We start from the raw sequence: 20,475 nt of genomic DNA, 5'->3' as shown, positions 1-20,475 counted from the left end.
TCGCCACCAAATGTTAAATGTTTTTTAAAATTTGTTTAACCAATTCTTCAACCGAGATACTTGGATTTTGTTTTAAAATCTTATCCGCCATCTTTTCGCTCGTACGTTTAGGAATTCCTAAAACTTCTAATGCAGATAACGATTCTTCCTTGATTTTATTATCTACCAGCAATGAAATATTCTCTGCCGGACCACTGAATTTCTGTACTTTATCTTTAAGATCTACAATAATTCTTTCTGCTGTTTTTGCCCCAATTCCCTTGGCTTTCTGAATCAGTGTACCATTACCGGAAAGAATAGCCGAAGCAATCTCATCCAAACTTAGAGTGGACAGCAAAATAAGCGCAGAAACAGCCCCTACTCCATTAACGCTTATTAACAGATTGAACATTTCTTTTTCTGAACGAGTGTTAAAACCGAACAGAAGATGAGCATCTTCACGGATAATTTGCTGAGTGAATAAAAAAGTTTGTTGATTTAAAGCCAGTGTTTGTGAGGTCATCAGACTGATACCTACATAGTAACCAACTCCTTGTACATTGATTACTGCGTAGGTAGGTGTCAATTCCTGAACGGTGCCTTGTAAAGAAAATATCATTATTAATTTTTAAAACTCCCAAATATAGTAATTTAAACTAATTAATATTTTCATTTCACGTGCGAATGGTTTTTAACTTAAATTTTAAATATAAATTCAAAGAATTAACAGAAAAGCAAAAGACTCCAAAAATCTGGAGTCTTTTGTTATATATTCATTAATGCAAGTGTATCTTACAAGCATCAATAATCTACTGATATTCAGTAATTAATTACTTTTTTTCTCTTCTCTGAGCATCAAGTACAGCAATGGTAGCAAGGTTTACGATCTCATCTACGCTTGAACGCATCTGAAGAACATGTACCGGCTGTTTTAATCCCATTAGGATCGGCCCGATAACCTGCGCTACTTTCATTCCTCTTAAGATTTTGTAGGATAAGTTTGCACTTTCCAGATTCGGGAAGATGAATGTGTTTGCCGGAGTTGTGCCTAATTTTGAGAAAGGATAATCACTTAAATGATCTGCATTCATTGCAAAATCCGGTTGAATTTCACCATCTACAATCATTTTAGGATATTTCTCGTGAAGAATACTCACTGCTTTAGCTACTTTTTTAGAAGTCTCAGAGATTGCTGCAAAGTTTTCAAAGCCAAGCATTGCAATTCTAGGTTCAATAGCAAAAGATTTTACTGTAAATTCTGCCATTTTAGCAATATTCACAAGATCTTCAGAGGTAGGGTTCTGATTGATGGATGTATCTGCGAAGAAAATAGGTTTCTTTTCAGATAAGATCATCATCATTGCTGCTACTTTGTCTACTCCTTTATCTTTTTCAATAACTTCTAAAATAGGACGTAATACCGATGTATAGTTTTTAGAGAATCCCACGATAAGACCATCAGTATCTCCATGCTTAAGCATTAAAGGTCCGAAATAGTCTCTCTGACGAACATATCTCTTTGCCTTGTACTCGTTCATTCCTTTTCTCTGACGAAGTTTCCAAAGGGTTTCTCTGTATTTTTTTCTGTTTTCTTTCTGATCATCATCACTTGGATCAATGATTGGAACATCCAGGTTAATTCCGTAGCGTTCCATTTGTTCCTTGATGTATTTTTTGTCTCCTAAAAGACTTGGGAAGGCAATTCCTTCTTCGTAAAGAATCTGAGCCGCCTTTAATACATTATATTCTTCAGCATTTCCAAGGGTAATTCTCTTCGGATTGGATTTTGCACGGCTTTGCATCATTCTCACCAATCTTTCATCTCTTCCCATTCTGTCTAGAAGCTGGTGCTCATACTCTTCAAAGTCTGCAATATTTTTTCTTGCAACACCACTTTCCATAGCTGCTTTTGCAACAGCACTTGATACTTTAGTGATCAATCTGTTATCAAATGGTTTTGGAATGAAATACTCTCTTCCGAATTGTAAGCTCTGAACATTGTATGCTAAAATTACAGCTTCCGGTACCGGTTCTTTTGCCAAATCTGCAATAGCGTGTACAGCTGCCAATTTCATTTCTTCATTAATTCCTGTAGCCTGAACATCCAATGCCCCACGGAAAATATATGGGAATCCTAATACATTATTTACCTGGTTAGGATAATCACTTCTTCCTGTTGCCATGATTACATCCTTACGGGTTGCAAGAGCTAAATCGTAAGCAATTTCAGGATCTGGGTTAGCCAAGGCAAATACGATAGGGTTCTCGTTCATGCTCTGCAGCATCTCCGGAGTCATCACGTTTCCTTTAGATAATCCCACAAAAACATCGGATCCTTTTACAGCATCTTCTAATGTTTCAATATCTGTTTGGGCAATAAAGTCTAATTTTTCAGGAGTAAGGTTTTCTCTCTTATGATTAATTACCCCCTTACTGTCGCACATCAGGACGTTTTCTTTTTTCAATCCTAATGAAATATAAAGCTTTGTACATGCAATTGCTGCTGCTCCCGCACCATTTACCACCATCTTTACCTCGTCAATTTTTTTATTGGCGATTTGTAATGAGTTGATTAATGCTGCTGCAGAAATAATTGCTGTTCCATGCTGGTCATCATGCATCAAAGGAATATTTAATTCTTCCTTTAGTTTTTGTTCTATATAAAATGCTTCAGGAGCCTTGATATCTTCAAGGTTAATTCCTCCAAATGTTGGAGCAATACCTTTCACGATTTCAATAAATTTATCCGGATCCTTTTCATCGATTTCAATATCAAAAACGTTGATATCTGCAAAAATCTTGAACAAAAGCCCCTTTCCTTCCATCACTGGCTTTGAAGCTTCTGCACCAATATCTCCTAGTCCAAGTACAGCTGTACCATTAGAAATTACAGCAACCAAGTTTCCTTTTCCTGTATAATCGTATACCGTTTCTGGCTTGTCGTGGATTTCCATACAAGGAACTGCTACTCCCGGAGAATATGCCAATGACAAGTCTCTTTGGGAGGAGTGTGGCTTGGATGGTATAACTTCTATTTTTCCTTTAGGTTCTGCTTTATGATAATCTAACGCGGCCTGACTAAAATTCTTTTCGTCGCGATTGTTGTTACTTGACATAGGTTTTATTTTTTGTTAGAGTATATATTTAATGTGGTAATCTACTAAACTTTCAATTGGTTTCTGAACTACATGTCCCACATTTAAATTAAGTTCTGCTGCTACAGAACGTAGAATATTTTCGTAATAATAAGCAATGGAGCCAATGAAATTGATCTCAGCATCCTTTGCTTCCTGGTAAGGGAGAACCTGATATTCAAAGAAACTTTTCATTTCCTCGAAAACCATGTTCTTAAAGTAAGGATGATCCTTTCTTTCGATAACAAATTTATTGAAATTCGCTAAATAAGCATTGGGTCTTGGAGAGTGATACATGTTTTTCAATGCATCTTCTATGGTAAGCTGGTAATCTGCCTCAAATTCACTATGAAGATCTGCAGGTAGTTTTTTCATAAAATATCTTCGTACCAACTGCTTTCCGATCGCACTTCCGCTACCCTCATCTCCAATCAGGAATCCAAGGGATGGTAATTCTATCTTCAGGTTCTCACCATCAAAATAACAGGAGTTTGATCCGGTACCCAGTATACATACAATAGCTGGTTTCCCGCTATATGCAGCATATGCAGCGGCCATAAGATCTTCTTTTACAATAATTTCAGCTTTTCCAAATACTTTTTTAAGTTCCTCTTCTATGGTTTCGCAGTTTTTTTTCACACCACATCCAGAACCATAGAAAAAAACTTTGGTAATTGAATTTTTGACCAATATAAGGTTGCTGTTTTTCTGTATTTCCGGAGCGATAAGTTCTCTGTTGATAAAATTCGGATTGAAGCCGATGGTTTCAGTTTTCAAAAAAACTTTCTTAAAGTCATCAAGAATTACCCAATCCGATTTAGTAGAACCACTATCTACAATAGCAACCATATTTTAGATTTTAATTTAAGAGGGCTAAATTATGAATTTATCTTCAATTAGCATTTAAAAACAACCTGAAAGCTGTCTAAAATCATTATTGCTTTATCTTGGTTTTCTCTTCATTGAATTGCAGAAGCCAGTCTTCTATTTCATCCTCCAGATAAGAGGCCTGTAGTACCATGGCATTGATGAAATCATCGGGCACAGGTTCTCCATTGGAGTTTTCAAGATTCCAAAGTTCATTGGACATATTTTCATATTCAGAATACACTCGTTTGAAGCGGGAGTTTTCTTTCTCCAAAGCCTCAATATTTTTCTGTTGAAGCTGGAATTTTCTGTATTTGTTTTGACGTTTCATACAAATATTATTATCGATTAAACCGTAAAATGTTGGAGTAGTATGCTTTCAACCACGCATTACAAGATAGAAAAAACCATTATCACAAGGATTTGAAAATGAATTTATTATCAGGTTATAGTAACATCATTCTGTTGATTAAAATTAGAAATAATTTTTATTTAAAAAAATATTTTAACAACTTTTTTCAGTGTTTAACATATAGTTATAAATTTGCATATCCATATTGTAAGGTATCCCAACGATGAATGACTGAAAAGCATTATTAATACACGGGAAATGTTCGATTAAGAATTGTTTTGCTTATGAAACATTCTAATCATCAATACAATATGTAAGATATTTTCAGGTTTTATATTAATTAAATGAAAGAAATACTTATACGCCAGAAACAGGTTTTGTTCTTCATCGTTGCAGGAGGACTAAGTGCTATCGTTGAAATTGGCAGCTTCAAGATATTCAGCACCTACCTCCCTCACTTCTTTGAAAGCGAAACCGATTTTCATGGTATTCACTATCCTTTAAGCAACATTTTCTCCACCAGCTGTGGGATCATCACCAATTACTTCCTGAGCATCTGGTTTGTTTTTGAAAGAGGAAAACATTCCAAGAGAAGAGAGTTCGCTTACTTTATGATGGTATCTTTTATTTCAACATTGCTTAGCTTAGGCTTCTTCCAGATATTTTACAGTTTCATATTTAAGGATAATATCAATTTATTTTTTTATACCTTGAGTCCGGAAATGATCAGTAAGATTGCTGCAATTCTATTGGTTTCCATTCTTAATTATTCGGTAAAGAAGAAAGTAATTTTTAACGGTTAAACTGTGACAAAAATTTTAAATTATCTGTGGCGATTTTGGCTGTTGTTGTTAGCATTTGTTTTAACAATTACCCTAGGAATCCCTGTCTATATTTTATCTTTCAGCAAAAAGCATTATAAATATGCTTACAAGTTCATCAGACTTTGGTGCTTCGGTATGTTTTACGGCATGGGTTTCAGATATGATCTCATCAAGCTATCCCAAGAGGAAAAAGATAAAAATAAAGAGTATGTTTTCATTTCTAATCACACTTCCATTATGGATATTATGCTTACCTGCATTATGTTTCCGGATCATCCTATTTGTTTTGTAGGCAAGATGGAACTGGTTAAGATTCCTATCTTCGGAACGATTTATAAAAGGATATGTGTGATGGTAGACAGATCCAGTGCCAGAAGCCGTGCTGATGTATACCGAAGATGTGCCGAGAAAATGGAAGAAGGCAACAGTATTGCTATTTTCCCCGAAGGAGGAGTACCTGACGATACATCCATTATTTTGGATGAATTTAAAGATGGTGCATTTATGCTGTCTTCAAAACACAACTCCCCTATCGCCGTTTACACTTTTATAGGACTTAAGGAAATGTTTCCTTTTGAAAACTCTAAGGGCTACCCAGGAAGAGTAAAGGTCTATTTCAATGGAATTATAGAGCCTACAGCTTCTCCAAAAGACTCAAAGGCAGAAGCTTATCAAGTAATTAAAAAAACCTTGATAGAGCATTCCATTTAAAAGAAATAGCTATATTTGTTTGCGAAATTTTCAATAAAATATGTCAAAAACCAACCAGCCGACTAATTACCCGGCATTGTACACACTTGTACTTGTATTTTTTTTCTGGGGTTTTATTGCTGCCGGCAATAGTATCTTCATCCCTTTTTGTAAAAACTATTTTTCTCTTGACCAGTTTCAGTCTCAGTTAATAGATTTTGCATTTTATACCGCTTATTTCCTGGGAGCATTATTGCTTTTCATATTCAGTACCATAAAAGGAATTGATATTATTGGTAAGTGGGGATATAAAAAGAGTATTGTCTACGGGCTACTACTCTCTGCCCTCGGTGCAGCCATCATGATTATTGCCGTTAAAAGCAATGTATATTATGGAATGCTTATAGGTTTATTTGTGGTAGCACTGGGCTTTTCTATCCAGCAAACCGCCGCAAACCCTTTTGCAGTTCTGCTAGGAGACCCTAAAACCGGTGCAAGCCGACAGAATCTTGCAGGAGGAATTAACTCGTTTGGTACATCCATCGGGCCTATTATTGTTGGGCTGGCTCTTTTTGGAACCACTGCTACAGTAGATGATGATCAAATCAAACATCTGGCACTTGATAAAGTAATCTTGCTTTATACTGCGGTAGGAGCATTGTTCTTAATAGCTGCCGGGATCTTTTATTTTTCAAAGAAACTTCCTGATGGTATCTCTACTGAACCTATGGAAAAAGCTGGTAAGGCAAGGAAAACACTTGTGGCAATGACTGCCCTTGTTATTCTTTTCTTTATTCCTGTATTTAGCAGCTATAACTCTGAAGAAGCTAAAAGTATTGAAACTTTAAGTCATCAAATAACAACATTGGAAAGCAATGTAAAAAAGGAAACCAACGCTGCAACTATTGATGCCTACCAGGCACAAATTGTTAAAACAAAGACAGAGCTGGAAACCATCAAGCATCCATTAGAGAAAAAGAGAATGCTTTATCTTGGAGGTGCTTTGCTTGCTGTAATTGCTTGTCTTGTATTTGCTAATTCAAGTGCAAAGAAAAACGCTGAAGGCTGGGGTGCCATGAAATATCCGCAGCTTGTTCTTGGGATGATTGCCATTCTTGCCTATGTAGGTGTGGAAGTGGCTATTGGAAGTAACCTGGGAGAACTTTTAAGCCTGCCGGAATTTGGCGGACACCAGTCCTCTGATCTTGCTCCTTATATTTCCATGTATTGGGGAAGTTTGATGATCGGAAGATGGACAGGTGCTATTGCTGTTTTTAACCTAAATAAGCAACAACAAACCATTGCTACTATCATTGTTCCTTTTATTGCTTTTTCAGTGATTATTGGTATCAATACGATTGCGCAAAAAGATATGTCTCACCTGTATTTCTATGCTATTTGTGTAGCCATTCAGGTTGTATTATTCTTAATCAGTAAAAACAAGCCTGCTGTAACGTTGATTATCTTCGGATTATTTGGAACTGCAGCCATGATTACAGGATTATTGACTACAGGAAATGTTGCCATCTATGCTTTCCTTTCCGGAGGTCTTGCATGCAGTATCATGTGGCCATCCATTTTTACATTAGCAATTACCGGATTAGGAAAATATACGGCTCAGGGATCTGCATTCTTAGTAATGATGATTTTGGGAGGGGGTATTATTCCGCCACTTCAGGGTAAGCTTTCTGATATTATCGGAATTCATAACTCTTACGTGATTCCTGTATTATGCTTTGTGTACATTACTTTATTTGCTTATTTGGCAAAAAAATCTTTATTTAGACAAGGTATTAACGTTGACGTTTTAGAATCCGAAGGTGCTCACTAAAAATATACTACACATATATAAGAAGAAGAGGTTTTGGGCAGGTTTATTACTTGCCCAATTTCTTTTGTTTTACTGCTTCTCAAAGTCTCGCATGATGATTGCCTTTTTTGAATGGTTCTTTGAGTTTCAGAAAGAACCTCACCAAAGGCTGTTTAGCTGGCTTCCGTTTTCCATTGGGGACATTATCTATGTATTACTGGGAATTATCCTTTTATACAGCCTTATTACCTCATTTAAGAAGAAGAACAGAAATACATCCATTATCAGGATCCTGATAATCGTGAATATCTTTTACTTTACCTATCAGATTTTCTGGGGAATGCTCTACTTTCAGACGCCCATCATCCATAAACTTTCAAGTCAGGAAAAGCCCGAAATAGGAAAAGCAAAAAGACTGGCACTGCATTATCTTGAAAAGTGCAAAACAACCCGACAATCTGTGCATGAAGATCATAATGGAATATTCGTTGTTACTGATCTGAAATCTGTACAGCAGGAAATATTAAGACAGCAAACTAAGCTTCCGTTAAATATTTCAGATAAAAAAGCACCACAGGTTCTTTCCATAAAGCATAGTTTATTTAAAAATATAATGAGCTATACTGGTATTTTAGGCTACTATAATCCTTTTACAGCAGAAGCGCAATACAATTCTGAACTGCCCTCTACTTTTATCCCTTTTACAACAGCTCATGAAAGTTCTCACCAACTTGGGTTTGCCCGGGAGCAGGAAGCTAATTTTGTGGGCTATCTGATGGGGGTAAATTCCACGAATCTGGATTTGAGATACAGTACGGAGTATTTTACCTTAAAAAGTCTTTTACGGTTTATTGTGGATGAAGATCCTGAATTTGTAAAATCTGTGATTAAGAACTACTCTCCTGCCATGAAAAGAGATCGTTCCTATGAAAGGAGCTTCATTTTTAGACATCAGGGATGGCTTGATGAGTTCTTTGGGTTCACCAATAATCTGTTCTTACAGAGTAATCAACAGGAAGGTTCTGTTACCTATTCCTACTTTATAGACCTCCTTTTGAACTACGAAAAATAAACAAAAAAAGAATCGTATCAGGCGATACGATTCTAAAAACACAAATGATGAAAAAAAATTTATTACCTTGACTTGTTCCCTCATTCAAGGCGATGTAAAAGTACGACATATTTTATAAATACAAAAACATTTTATTTCTTTTTTAAAACTTTATGAAAACTTTATGATTTTTTAAGTTTTTTTGAGTTTAAACAACAATAATATGAATTACAATCAAGCTTAGCATCAGGTAGTAAAATAATAACTAAATTGTAGTTAAGCTATTAATTTTATACAAAATCAAACAATTGTTTAAATATAAAACATTCCAGTTATCCCATATTTTATATAAGTAGAAAATTAGAGTTATTAAGATTTTAATTGAAAATATGTCTACTATTTAAACCTTAAGAATTCTCTATAAACAAAGCTATTTTTTAATTCAGGACAAGAAACATAAGATACCTTTCATGCTTATCAAAAATTGATAGAAAGACTAGGTTTTTATTCCATCGCCTTTCAAACTGACGGTTTGAGCAAATATTGCAGTGCAAAGCAAAACTGTTTTTTACCTGAAGCAAAAAATATCTTTTATAATTGTAGATTATTTTTAAAAACGAGTGATTTATAATATCGGAATAGATAATCATAAATAACCATTTCAAACAACCGCTGATTCGATATAAACATCCTGTTAATGTGCATATGGAATATACTTTGAAAAAAATCATGAACAGAACCCTGATAATACTCCATGATATACTTCAACTCTTTTTCAGACTCGCGGAGCTCTGTAATGATATTGTTTCTGAAAGTCATATAATCATCCGATTGTAAAAATTCAGAATACTTCAAAATAAATGTTCTGTATTTTTTATCCAGCTGGCTGTTCAGTTTTTTATCTGCATTGAATTCATGTTTGAATGCTAAGTTATCTTTTTTCACCCAATCTAATTTCACAAAAGACTCCAAACCAATACATTCCAACAGGGTATCAATATAAAAAAGAGATATAATTATTTTATCTTCATCATCAAAATGGAGATACTCATTCAAGATATTGCTGCTGCTTTTCCAGAATAAAAACTCAGCCTGCCCAATAGTATCTTTTCCATATCTCTCAATCTCGCGTTGATAGGTATCCAATATAATTCCTGAAATTTCTCCGGAATTAATATATTCCTTTAAGTATTCATTAATTAAGGTAAATATTTTATTGAAATGAGAAGAATCTGAGAGTTCAAAACGAACACGAAGATGGGACCTGGGATCATTGTAACGTATAAAAAACCATTTCTTTATCAATTTCTCCTGCTGAAAGTTCTGCAACAATGGCTTTACAGCTTCTTCCAGAATAATATCTGCTGTTTTGATCCCCGTATAGATTTTAATATACAGCCATTCACTTCCCGGAATAAATTCTCTTGTAACATTCATCATTTATTGGTTTTTATAAAGAGAAAATACAAACTGATACGCAAAATCATTCTTTTCGTGATGAAGAAATTCTTCAATAATTACTGATTTCTTTGTTTCTATAGTATCCATGAATAGTTTTACAGAATCATAGTTTTCCAGATTTAATAACTGTGTATTATCCAGTTTTATCAATTGTACCCATTGGGGTATCTTTCTTTTATCTCTCCAAATTTTAAATGTGGATAAAAACAATTCTCTATTTTCAGTTTTTGACAAAAGCAGACTCACATCTTCTTTTCTGATCCGCCATCTTGCTTTACTCAGAATAATATTTTTATACTCAACCCTGGGTAAAAAATGATAGATACGTGCAAGGCTCCCCCAGTCAAACCCAAGATCTGAACAATGAGTCTGAAAATAGAGGTCAGAAAGGAAATGATAAACCGGCAATGAATCTACTGAATAATTATGTGCATTCGTAAGATAGGGCCTTACTTCTTTATTATGCTTTTGAGAACGTAAAATGATCCTGTCATTTTTGAGAGAAATATACAGATCATCTATAGCAATTTGCTTTTCTTCCGATAATACAGAAGCAGCCAGATAAGGAATTTCATAATCCCTCAGTAATGGACGGCGAATGATATTCCCTATCCTTGCCTCAGGAAGATGAACTATTTCTGCTAATATAATATCTGGATTGAGTTCTTTTTCTTTCTCAGCTATACTTTTTGTAAAATGATTGATATTTGATTTCTCAGAACAAAATCTGGCTGATAGTTCTGCAGCAGTGCTTCCGCCTCCTCGGTAGAGATGTAGTTTTTCCTGTTCTTTATCTGAAAATATTTCAGCCATAAATGATAAAGTGTCCGGCAAGTCAGTCCAATTTTCTTCAAAATCTTTAAGATCGTCATCAAAAAGTTCAATACAGCACTGGTTTTCCTGTAAACAATCTTGAATTTTACTGTTTAGCATAACCTGTACAGGATTCAAAGTAATTTGCAGCTTTTTCTTCTCTTTTACCTGAGGAATAATAAGATCGTCCAAATAAGGATGTAAAGCTTTCACAGTGTGTCCCTGCCTGTAACCTATCCCAATTTCTGTATCCATAACATAGGCAAGCGGGACTTCTTTTGTATCAAATTTTTCACGAAAGGCTTTCTTGAACTTTTCAAAATCTGATTCTTTACCGGCGGTGTTGATTTTATTAAAAAAGGCTATTGCTTTCTTTACTTCTTTTTTCCAGTGTATGGGAAGCTTAAATGTATTTTTAAAGTACAAATCAGTTTGAAACAGAAATTTCTTTTCATAGTCGATATTAAAAGAACGCATCAACTCTTCAGCTTCATTATACAGTTGAGTTGAATTACCTATATTTTCATCCAGCTCTTCAAGCTTTCTTTGTATGGATTTCAGAATATTCACCTCCTTTTCTACTCCCAGCTCCGTTAAGATTCTAATCATGATATTCAAAAAATCGTCTCCGGAAACATTGGGTTCCAATTGACTTACCAAAATTTGATTTTCAATAAGTTCATTGATAAAGTCTACGGCATCGGCTTGCGTAATTTCTGCTCGGCTCAAAATCTGTATAAGTTCGTCTGATGTTTTTCCGCTTTTGGCTATATCCAAAACTTCATCCAGCTCCTGTGATCTGTAAATTGATGAAATTATATATTGTCTTTTCCCTTCAATATATTCATACTCTACATACCGAATTCTTCGTCCTACAGTATAAATACTTGTATTGGGAAAATATAGTATCTTTTTATGTATTTCCGGTATTTTTACCAAGCTTTGAGATAATGCCACCAGAAAGTGCATATCCAGTTTTGTATCTCGTACCCATTTTCGGTTAAATTCATCATGAACGCTATCATCAAAAACGCCCAATCCAACTCCTGCAAATAAACCGAATGGTGTACACCTGGTACTCATCCGATTATAATATTTCAAAATAGTCTGTCTCAGTTTCTCTTCTTTCTTTGCTGATAGAGATTCTCCTACCCTCATCCATTTTTCTATTTCTCCATGTAAATAGGGAGAAGCCAGATAAACAGCTTCAAGGAAAACAGGATCAGAACATATCTTTTTCAGGTCTTCATCTGAAAACTTCTCATTATCAGCATTTTCTATAAATTCCTTAAAAGGAAATAATGAGGAACGGAAAATATACTGATCAAAGAACTGATAGGGAAAACGAGACATTTTATTTTTTAAGATTTTCTTTAGGCTGATAATCAGGGTGTCCCAATTGCCAGAAAGCAAAAGCAAATATATCACCTAAACTGGCATATCGTTGTTCCATAGGAATATTATTTCCATGGCCACCCTCATAGTCTATTTTTAATAAAACAGGATTACTTGAAGCATTACCAGCCATTAATTTGGCAGCAAATTTAGTGGGTTGCCATACAATCACTCTATTATCATTAATTCCTCCGGTTATTAAAGTAGCAGGATATTTTGTACCTTTTTTAATATGATGATAAGCATCCATTTCCAATAGGTTTTTAAATTCTTCTGGATTTTTAGCTGTACCGAATTCTTTTATATTTCCTTCTCCATTGGGTGTATTTTCAAATCTAAGCATATTTGTCATTCCTACTTCAACAATAGCAGCTTTAAATAGATCTGGTCTTTCCGTCATTGCTCTGCCTACTGTAATTCCACCCGCACTGGTTCCCCAAATGGCTGTTTTATCTTTTGATGTGTACTTTTCTTTTATTAAATATTCTGTACAATCAATTAGATCTTTCCAGGAATTAGGTTTTGTTTCTTTATAGCCTCCCAGGTGCCACTCCTCTCCTTTTTCGCCTCCACCTCTTACATGAGCAACAGCTACAACACCTCCTTGATTTGCCCATAGTAAATAACTTTTAGCAAAAAAAGGGCTTCTTGAGATCCCATATGCTCCGTAAGCATCTATTAAAGTAGGAGCTGTACCATCTTTCTTGAGAGAGCTTTTATTATAAATTAGTGATAAGGGGATATCCTCATTATCTCTTGATTTTACTGTTAATTCTTCTACAATAATATCTTTAAATTCAGGGTATTCAATGATAGGTGTAAGGTTTTCAGGAATAAAATGATTCTCTTTTAAATTATACTTGAATCTCTGTTCCTCATTTAGCCATCCGGAGCAAGTTATCCATAGGTCTGAAAAATTTTTCCCTTTAGACTGCAAACTAATATTTCCAAAAACATAAGGTAATGTTATTGGTATTTCCTTTCCGTCTTTATATAAATAAAGCTTTGCCTCTACACCATTTTTTGTAGTCGTAAAGTAAATACCATCTTTAGTTATTGCATAATTTTTAATAACTTCATCTTTCTTTTCAGGAACTAAAATCTTTGGATTTCTAAAATCAGACTGTTTAACGGTTGTTTTACAAAGCTTAAAATTTGGAGAATTATATCCTGATAAGAAAATAACTTCTTCTCCTGCCAATCTTATATAAAATACTTTATCTTCCTTATTGTATAACGAAGTCCAGTTTTTTTTCCCATTTAATAAGTCTTCTTTTTTGATGACAAACGTCTTTCTATTATCTTCTACGTCTACCAATATTCCAATATAATAAGGATCATCAGAATTAAAAACTAATATAGCAGGAAACTTTTCGGCACTTATTTTTAAATCGGGGTTATTGATATTGGAAAAAACAACATTTCTTCTGTTTGGATCCTCTCCTATTTTATAAAGAACAGATTCTGTATTACTAGAAAACAAATCAGACGTAATATCAATAACAGGGTAATAGATATAGAAGAAACCTGTATTATCTTCTAGCCATTTTATTCCTCCGACAGAAGAGGGATTAGTTTGCGATATAATTTCAGGATAGATTTTTCTGCTGGAAACATCCATTACAATAATCTGAGAAACTTCTTTTCCTTTTTCAGCAACAGATATTGCAAGTTTATTCCCATCCCAACTGGGACTTATTAGATTTACTGAATAACCATAGATAGAACTAAGAGAATTATCCTTTAAGTTAGTTGGGTCATATAGTAGCTCTTCCTCCCCATTAAGACCATCTTTATAATATACTTTTGCTATTTTTTCATCAGCTGCTTTCTTCAGGTAGAAATATCTGTCATTGGCTGTAATTTTTAAATCAGATACAATATATCCCTGCCTTTGGTCTAGAACTAATCTCTTTTTTGCATAATAATCACGGTTTGAAAGTGTATTTAGAATAGCATCCGCTTTCTCTGTTTGCAATTTCATCCATGATGTCGTTTTCAAATCCCGAAGATCTTCAAGATTCCTATAGGGATCCACAATATTAGTCCCGAAATATTTATCTGTAACGGGAAAGGAAGGAGCATTCTGTGCCCCCAATTTTAAGAAAAAAAGGGTAATAATAGAAAGTAATTTATTCATTTTAAAAAAACTTATTATCTTCCCGTATCATGTCCTGTTCTCGGTTTGCTACCATTATCAATATCCTCACAGTCTTCTGCTGCAAAAACTGCTTTAGTCCCACCAAAAATTTTTCCTGGATTATTAATTTTAGTGATTTGTAATTTTTTTAGAGATATTTTTTTTTCAGTTTGTTTTGCTTTTTTCATAATAAAAAATTTAATAATCGTATTTGCAAATAAAACAATATTTTTCTAAAACCAATCAAATATTTCTGATAATTTACAAATCATTAGGGGTAAGTGAGATATAAATAAGCTATATCCTCAAACGTTGTACTTAACAAAATCAATCTCACTATTCTAAGAAATAAGTTTTATTTTTGTACAGGTGAATAAAGCACAAGACAAGGAAATGAAATATCTCCAACTTCTATTTTGTATCGTATTTGGCATTACCAATGCACACTCTACTCCTATAAACGATTCCCTTAAGGGATCCTCTTATTTAGACTTGGAAAATAAATTTTACGATTATAATTATCAGGGCAAATCTGCTGAAGCAGGACTAGTAGCAGAGTATTATTTGCATAAGGCCAAAAAAGAAAAAAACAATCCTCAAATTGCTGAGGCATATGCTTATAAGTGTATCAACGCCAATAAGGAAAATGCTTTTAAGTATATTGACAGCATGGCTTTGGTTGCCAAAAAGATTTCCGATAATGTATATCCCGCCCGTATTTATCTATTAAGAGCTAATATTTTTTTTAAGTATGATAATCAAAAACAGGCATTAGATAATTATATAATAGGTTTAAAGTATGCCAAGCAAAAAGGGAATAAAAGACAAATTGCACTGGCAGAAACGAATATTGCATACCTAAATAGCTATGTAGGAAAGCATGCAGAAGCCGCAAAAGTATTAAGATACTATTTAGTAAATGCCAATTATCTGAATGAAAATGAAATAGAAAAGATAAGAACCAACTTAGCCGATACTTATATTGAAATCAATAAAATGGATTCGGCTAAAATATTAATTACTGAGGGCTTACAGACTTTTAAGAATGCAGATCCCTATAAATATCATCAATATTTATCACTTTTAACTTTTTATAATTTAAAAATGGGTAAATTTCAAGCAGCAGCTGAATCTTCCCAGAATAGTAAACAGTTTTTTCTGAAAAATGGTGACACAAGAGATATAACGTATTCATTTTTCTATGTGGCACAGGCTTATGCAGGACTACAACAAAAGGAAAAAGCTGTAGAAAATTTTGTAAAAGTAGACTCTATTGCGAAAAAAAATAATTACACATTCCCTGAACAACGAGAAGTATATACCTATCTTATAGATTATTATAAAACAAAAGAAGATAAACAAAAACAGCTATATTATATTGATCGTTTTTTAGCAATAGACAAAGTCTTAGATTCCGAGTACTGGTACCTTTCAAAAGAGATTCAGAGAAAGTATGATACCCCAAAACTTTTAGCAGAGAAGCAGGCCATCATTCAAAACCTACGAGTAAAAAAATATTTATTTTATACATTAATTGGTTCCTTAAGTTTATTGCTTATTACTGCTTTAATTTTATTTTTCAAAGCCAGAAAGGCTGAAAAAAGACATAGAAAGATTGCCCAGGATCTTATACGTGCGGTAGAAGAAAATAAAACAGCTCCATACAACATTGCAAATACATCATCCGAAGAAGAAAATACAGATTTAACACCAACCTCCTTTTCCAATGAATATAAATCTACAATTGGTAAGCCATTCGAATTAATTGAAGTGACGGACACCACCGAATCAGATAATAAACAGTCCAAGTCACTTCCTCAAGAGGCGATTGAACTTATTCTGGAGGCCTTAAAAAAGTTTGAAAATAAAGAACAGTATCTTACAAAAGGAATTACCTTAGGAAAGTTGGCAAAAAACATCAACACCAATACTTCTTACCTGTCTGAAGTAATTAATGTTTACAAAGAAAAGAACTTTACTTCCTATATTAATGATCTTCGAATTGATTATACACTCAATCGTCTGGTACATGATAAAAAGTTTCGTTCTTACAAATTACCGGCAATTTCCGAAGAGATTGGATATAATAGTGTACAGGCTTTTTATATGGCATTTAAGAAAAAAACAGGGACCACGCCCTCCATCTATATAAAAGAGATCGAAAAACAAATAACAAACAAAAAACACTGATTTACAAAACCTTACAATTCATTTTATTTATAAATTTATATCCAAATTTATAAATCCTTAGACCTTTTGTTTTTTTATTTATCATAGCCTCTGTATGTTTGCTTCAGGTAAAAACACAAGATTTATTTTTTGTATGTGTACAGTACAAAAACATAAATACCAAAAGCTGATCAGCAACTCCCAAGCCAGGGAATACAAATGGCAAAATATTAATTTTAAAAATTAAAAAAATGAAAAATCTAAAAGGACTAAAGGGAAACTTTTCTTCAATGGAAAACAAAAAATTACAAAGAACTGATTTAAAAGCTATCCAGGGAGCCGGAGACTATAGCTATGTGGAAACAGATTGCGGTTCGACTTGTTATGATAAAGAAACTTGGAAAGATGGAAAACGTATAAGTACCTTAAAAATAGATACAAGCTTAGATTAATATCCAGTAATAATAGAGGGGTAATCCCTCTATTTATTCTACTTTTTATGACAGTCAAGTGAGTTACTCGTATTGATAAAGTTTCAAAACATTAATTTTAGCCACAACTAGGAAAATTTATGAGAAATAAGATTTGGAACTCTTCTTCCTATATTCTAGTGGTCATTTTTTTTATTTTTTCTGCATGTAAAAACAGAAGCTTAAACTATGTCAACTATTATAACAGGGTTAACGAAATTGACAGCATATACCGTCTACAAAAAGACACTCTTGTTACTATTAAGGAATACAAAAAACTATTCAGGAAATATCCTCCTAAGAATCAGGATCGTATTGAAGAATTTACCAATTATATCATACTTGCAGACAAAAAAGATATAAACTTTGGGGGCAAAAAAAATCTGAAAAAACTAATAACCCTGATTGCTCCTTATCATAAAAAAAACAAAGATTTTTACTGGCTCTATCAAAAATATGGAATAGACAGCCTTGAAGTTGAGCAAACAGTTGCTCAATGGAAAAAAAATCTTAATCAAAAACTGATTGATTCTTTTACTGTTGCTTTCAAACGTGATCAAGATAGCCGTAGAAGTGGCAACAGTTTGGATATTTTCAAGAATGATGAAAAAAATGCTAAGCTATTAAAATGGATGTTTGAGAATGATGGCTTTCCCAGTATACAGAAAATAGGTTTGTGGAATGGGGATTTTTTTATGCCATCAGGACCAGTGTTACTTCATATGGCTGATTACGACGAGTATCAGCCATATTTTAAAGCCAAAATACTAGAATATATAAAATCTGGTGATTGTCCTCCCCGGGATTATGCAGCAATGATAGACCGAAATAATATACACCATAAGCAACCCTATACATATGGAGTATATCAAGGTTATGAAAATATAAAAGACACTATTACTGTCAATCGTAACCGTAAAAGTATAGGATTACCTAGCATACAGCACGCCCAAGCTATCATTAAAGATTTTGCTAAAAAGAATAAAAAGGAAAAATGATACTGATTATCTCTCAAAATCACGAAATCACTACAACCGAAGTTATAAAGTGGCTGTTAAAAATGGGTAAAAGCTTTATTCGCGTTAATGAGGATGAAGTTTTTGATATTAAGACAAAGGAAAAACGGATTTATATCGAAAGTCACAGAAACTGTTTTTTTATTGACGAGATTACTAGCGTATGGTACAGAAGAGGAGGTCTGAACTTTAGGCACGTACAGTACAAAAATGAATCTATCAATATTAATATGAATGAATACCAGCATTGGCTGGAAGATTATATCAAAAAGACACTAGAATCAAAAAAACATATAAACAAGGAAAGCAATAGTGATGTTAATAAATTACTTGTTCTTGAACAAGCACAAAAAATAGGCTTGGATGTTCCCTCTTATTTTCTGGCAAGTAATACAGATGATGTAGTTCTAGATAAGACTATCATCAAAACAATTGGAGGAAACCCAAGAATGGAAAATATCATCAAGGATTCCAGTGGTATGATGTATACAACTGTTGTTAGGGAGACTGAAAATGAAGACTTTTTTATCACATTCTTTCAGGAAAAAATTGAAAAAGATTTTGAAATCAGGAGTTTCTATCTAAATAGAAAGATCTGGTCAACAGCAATATTTTCCCAAAATAATGAACAAACCAAGATTGATTTCAGAAAATACAATGATAAAAAACCTACCAGGAAAGTCCCCTATGATCTTCCAAAAGATATTGAAGAAAAAGTGTGTCTACTCATGCAATCTTTGGATCTGAATTGTGGTTCTCTGGATTTTATTAAAAGTGGAGATAAGCATTACTTTCTGGAAATTAATACTGTAGGACAATTTTTGGGACCATCTGTGACCTGTAATTACTCATTAGAAAAAGAAATAGCAGATTACCTATGAAAAAGAACTTCATGACCAAAGAAAAGCAAAAACTGCCTCTTACTTTTAAATATATTGATGTTATAAAAAATAAAAGCCGCGAGAAAAAACATCCTAATATAACGGTTTCCTGTAAAAAATACCAAACAGATTTCTATGTGAAGCTAAAACCTTATAAATGTTTGACAAGATTGATATGAGATATTTTAACCTATTCAGTAATATTACCATAACAAAGGGAGCTACCAGGATACTTATTTCTGATCTTCAGAGGAATATATCAGAACTGTATCCTTTAGAACTGTATGAGCTGATTGAAGAATTGAAAGTAAATTCTCTTGAAGATCTTGTTAAAAATTATGATGATGAATCTCAAGAAATTATAAACGAATATTTAGGTTTCTTACTGGAAGAAGAGTATGGTTTTATTACCGAAAATGGTTGGGACAAAAATTTCCCTCCACTTTCTCATAGATTTCAAGACCATAGTGACATATCTAATATTTTTATAGAAATTAATGACCTACTCACTCTTGACAAAATAAAACTTTCTATTGATAATCTGGGTGTTAAATATTTGGTGATTTACAGTACCAGAGAATTTTCAATGGAAGAGTATCAGAATATTGATAATAAATTTAAAGACTCAGTTTTAGAAAGTATTGAAATATATGCACCTTTTCATGAGGGCTTAGATAAATCTTTTTTTCAAGTTCTGAACCAAACTACTTCAAGAATTGATAGTCTTATTTTTTATAACTGCAAAAAACAACCTTTTAAGAACAATGAAATATTTAGGTTTACCATAAACTTTAACCATGAAAATATTCAAATATCCGCTTGCGGTAAGGTAAACCTTAAATATTTCAATACTAATCTCTCAAAAGTATTGGAGGCCATTAATCATAATTCCTGTCTAAACAAGAAAATCGGTATTGATATCAACGGGAATATTAAAAATTGTCCCTTAATGCCGGAAAGCTTTGAAAACATCCATACCTCAAGTCTTGAAGATGCCTTGGCAAAACCTGGTTTCAAAAAATACTGGAATCTCACAAAAGACCATATTGAAAGCTGCAAAGATTGTGAATTCCGCTATGTCTGTACAGACTGCAGGGCCTTTACAGAAAGAAATATGACGAATAAAGAAGGACTTGATATTTCAAAACCGTTAAAATGCGGATATGATCCCTATACAGGAGTATGGGAAGACTGGACAAAAAATCCATTGAAGCAAAAAGCCATTAAGCATTATCATATGGAAAGTCTCATAAAATAAAACATATTTACAATAACATTGAAATTATATTGATCCTCCACCAGATCATTAACTATACTACCATATAGTTCCTTTTACTCCCACAGATGCACTAAAATGAATGTCAACACTTTAACCATGAAAACTTTAAATATACATCTGTGGGAAAATGGAACTAATGCAAAC

17 protein-coding genes are annotated in these 20,475 nt (G+C 33.5%); 9 read left to right on the top strand and 8 right to left on the bottom strand.

Annotated elements, in window-relative coordinates; all coding sequences use genetic code 11:
• Nucleotides 1-13 precede the first annotated feature (13 nt).
• From ruvA to EG359_RS17925, 4 genes are all read right to left on the bottom strand, one after another.
• The gene (gene ruvA, locus EG359_RS17940) at nt 14-598 is read right to left on the bottom strand and encodes a Holliday junction branch migration protein RuvA (RefSeq protein WP_076357210.1); all 585 of its coding nucleotides are present in this window, start codon (nt 596-598) and stop codon (nt 14-16) included.
• A gap of 211 nt (nt 599-809) precedes the next feature.
• Nucleotides 810-3,095 (bottom strand): NADP-dependent malic enzyme, encoded by a 2,286-nt coding sequence (locus EG359_RS17935; RefSeq protein ID WP_076357212.1) that lies wholly within the window; start codon nt 3,093-3,095, stop codon nt 810-812.
• A 15-nt stretch (nt 3,096-3,110) separates the two neighbouring features.
• A complete protein-coding gene (locus EG359_RS17930) occupies nt 3,111-3,962 on the bottom strand; it encodes an ATPase (protein WP_076357214.1) in 852 nt (283 codons plus the stop codon).
• A gap of 85 nt (nt 3,963-4,047) precedes the next feature.
• Nucleotides 4,048-4,311, bottom strand: coding sequence for a hypothetical protein (locus tag EG359_RS17925; RefSeq protein WP_076357216.1), 264 nt, complete (start codon nt 4,309-4,311; stop codon nt 4,048-4,050).
• 365 nt (nt 4,312-4,676) lie between these two features.
• Here EG359_RS17925 and EG359_RS17920 point away from each other — a divergent pair, with 365 nt between their 5' ends.
• From EG359_RS17920 to EG359_RS17905, 4 genes are all read left to right on the top strand, one after another.
• A complete protein-coding gene (locus tag EG359_RS17920) occupies nt 4,677-5,135 on the top strand; it encodes a GtrA family protein (RefSeq protein ID WP_076357218.1) in 459 nt (152 codons plus the stop codon).
• 3 nt (nt 5,136-5,138) lie between these two features.
• Complete coding sequence (locus EG359_RS17915; protein WP_084180548.1) at nt 5,139-5,867, top strand: lysophospholipid acyltransferase family protein; 729 nt, start codon at nt 5,139-5,141, stop codon at nt 5,865-5,867.
• Between the two features lie 40 nt (nt 5,868-5,907).
• A complete protein-coding gene (locus EG359_RS17910; RefSeq protein WP_076357220.1) occupies nt 5,908-7,677 on the top strand; it encodes an MFS transporter in 1,770 nt (589 codons plus the stop codon).
• Nucleotides 7,678-7,768: 91 nt separating this feature from the next.
• Nucleotides 7,769-8,728, top strand: coding sequence for a DUF3810 domain-containing protein (locus tag EG359_RS17905; protein ID WP_084180549.1), 960 nt, complete (start codon nt 7,769-7,771; stop codon nt 8,726-8,728).
• Between the two features lie 570 nt (nt 8,729-9,298).
• Here the strand turns inward: EG359_RS17905 and EG359_RS17900 are convergent.
• From EG359_RS17900 to EG359_RS22535, 4 genes are read right to left on the bottom strand one after another with little or no spacing between them, the layout of a single operon-like run.
• Nucleotides 9,299-10,147 carry a thiopeptide-type bacteriocin biosynthesis protein gene (locus EG359_RS17900; RefSeq protein ID WP_228435132.1) on the bottom strand — a complete coding sequence of 283 codons (849 nt, stop codon included), beginning with the start codon at nt 10,145-10,147 and terminating at the stop codon, nt 9,299-9,301.
• Nucleotides 10,148-12,334, bottom strand: a complete 2,187-nt coding sequence (locus EG359_RS17895) for a lantibiotic dehydratase family protein (protein WP_076357407.1) — start codon at nt 12,332-12,334, stop codon at nt 10,148-10,150.
• A gap of 1 nt (nt 12,335) precedes the next feature.
• Nucleotides 12,336-14,516, bottom strand: a complete 2,181-nt coding sequence (locus EG359_RS17890; RefSeq protein WP_076357226.1) for a prolyl oligopeptidase family serine peptidase — start codon at nt 14,514-14,516, stop codon at nt 12,336-12,338.
• A gap of 14 nt (nt 14,517-14,530) precedes the next feature.
• Nucleotides 14,531-14,704: a hypothetical protein gene (locus EG359_RS22535; protein WP_164463081.1), complete on the bottom strand. Its 174-nt coding sequence runs from the start codon at nt 14,702-14,704 to the stop codon at nt 14,531-14,533.
• Between the two features lie 181 nt (nt 14,705-14,885).
• Between EG359_RS22535 and EG359_RS17885 the strand changes: the two genes are divergently transcribed.
• The 5 genes from EG359_RS17885 to gwsS all read left to right on the top strand — a co-directional run bounded on the left by EG359_RS17885 (nt 14,886) and on the right by gwsS (nt 20,310).
• Nucleotides 14,886-16,706 carry a helix-turn-helix domain-containing protein gene (locus EG359_RS17885; protein ID WP_228450475.1) on the top strand — a complete coding sequence of 607 codons (1,821 nt, stop codon included), beginning with the start codon at nt 14,886-14,888 and terminating at the stop codon, nt 16,704-16,706.
• A gap of 230 nt (nt 16,707-16,936) precedes the next feature.
• Complete coding sequence (locus EG359_RS17880; protein ID WP_076357230.1) at nt 16,937-17,137, top strand: TIGR04139 family peptide modification target; 201 nt, start codon at nt 16,937-16,939, stop codon at nt 17,135-17,137.
• Nucleotides 17,138-17,256: 119 nt separating this feature from the next.
• Nucleotides 17,257-18,153, top strand: a complete 897-nt coding sequence (locus EG359_RS17875) for a hypothetical protein (protein WP_076357232.1) — start codon at nt 17,257-17,259, stop codon at nt 18,151-18,153.
• Nucleotides 18,150-19,052, top strand: a complete 903-nt coding sequence (gene gwsG, locus EG359_RS17870) for a grasp-with-spasm system ATP-grasp peptide maturase (protein WP_076357234.1) — start codon at nt 18,150-18,152, stop codon at nt 19,050-19,052. The genes EG359_RS17875 and gwsG overlap by 4 nt, the downstream gene beginning before the upstream one ends.
• Before the next feature lie 157 nt (nt 19,053-19,209).
• Nucleotides 19,210-20,310: a grasp-with-spasm system SPASM domain peptide maturase gene (gwsS, locus tag EG359_RS17865; RefSeq protein WP_228435134.1), complete on the top strand. Its 1,101-nt coding sequence runs from the start codon at nt 19,210-19,212 to the stop codon at nt 20,308-20,310.
• Nucleotides 20,311-20,475 lie beyond the last annotated feature (165 nt).

The organism is Chryseobacterium joostei (genome assembly GCF_003815775.1).
Classification (GTDB): domain Bacteria; phylum Bacteroidota; class Bacteroidia; order Flavobacteriales; family Weeksellaceae; genus Chryseobacterium; species Chryseobacterium joostei.
The sequence above is the reverse complement of the archived record's forward strand: the minus strand, read 5'-3'. Positions and strand labels throughout refer to the sequence as shown.

What these genes read in the sequence shown, in the direction of transcription:
- ruvA (WP_076357210.1), bottom strand. Translation starts at nt 598, where the DNA reads ATGATATTTTCTTTACAAGGCACCGTTCAGGAATTGACACCTACCTAC.
- EG359_RS17935 (WP_076357212.1), bottom strand. Translation starts at nt 3,095, where the DNA reads ATGTCAAGTAACAACAATCGCGACGAAAAGAATTTTAGTCAGGCCGCG.
- EG359_RS17930 (WP_076357214.1), bottom strand. Translation starts at nt 3,962, where the DNA reads ATGGTTGCTATTGTAGATAGTGGTTCTACTAAATCGGATTGGGTAATT.
- EG359_RS17925 (WP_076357216.1), bottom strand. Translation starts at nt 4,311, where the DNA reads ATGAAACGTCAAAACAAATACAGAAAATTCCAGCTTCAACAGAAAAAT.
- EG359_RS17920 (WP_076357218.1), top strand. Translation starts at nt 4,677, where the DNA reads ATGAAAGAAATACTTATACGCCAGAAACAGGTTTTGTTCTTCATCGTT.
- EG359_RS17910 (WP_076357220.1), top strand. Translation starts at nt 5,908, where the DNA reads ATGTCAAAAACCAACCAGCCGACTAATTACCCGGCATTGTACACACTT.
- EG359_RS17905 (WP_084180549.1), top strand. Translation starts at nt 7,769, where the DNA reads ATGATGATTGCCTTTTTTGAATGGTTCTTTGAGTTTCAGAAAGAACCT.
- EG359_RS17900 (WP_228435132.1), bottom strand. Translation starts at nt 10,147, where the DNA reads ATGATGAATGTTACAAGAGAATTTATTCCGGGAAGTGAATGGCTGTAT.
- EG359_RS17895 (WP_076357407.1), bottom strand. Translation starts at nt 12,334, where the DNA reads ATGTCTCGTTTTCCCTATCAGTTCTTTGATCAGTATATTTTCCGTTCC.
- EG359_RS17890 (WP_076357226.1), bottom strand. Translation starts at nt 14,516, where the DNA reads ATGAATAAATTACTTTCTATTATTACCCTTTTTTTCTTAAAATTGGGG.
- EG359_RS22535 (WP_164463081.1), bottom strand. Translation starts at nt 14,704, where the DNA reads ATGAAAAAAGCAAAACAAACTGAAAAAAAAATATCTCTAAAAAAATTA.
- EG359_RS17880 (WP_076357230.1), top strand. Translation starts at nt 16,937, where the DNA reads ATGAAAAATCTAAAAGGACTAAAGGGAAACTTTTCTTCAATGGAAAAC.
- EG359_RS17875 (WP_076357232.1), top strand. Translation starts at nt 17,257, where the DNA reads ATGAGAAATAAGATTTGGAACTCTTCTTCCTATATTCTAGTGGTCATT.
- gwsG (WP_076357234.1), top strand. Translation starts at nt 18,150, where the DNA reads ATGATACTGATTATCTCTCAAAATCACGAAATCACTACAACCGAAGTT.
- gwsS (WP_228435134.1), top strand. Translation starts at nt 19,210, where the DNA reads ATGTTTGACAAGATTGATATGAGATATTTTAACCTATTCAGTAATATT.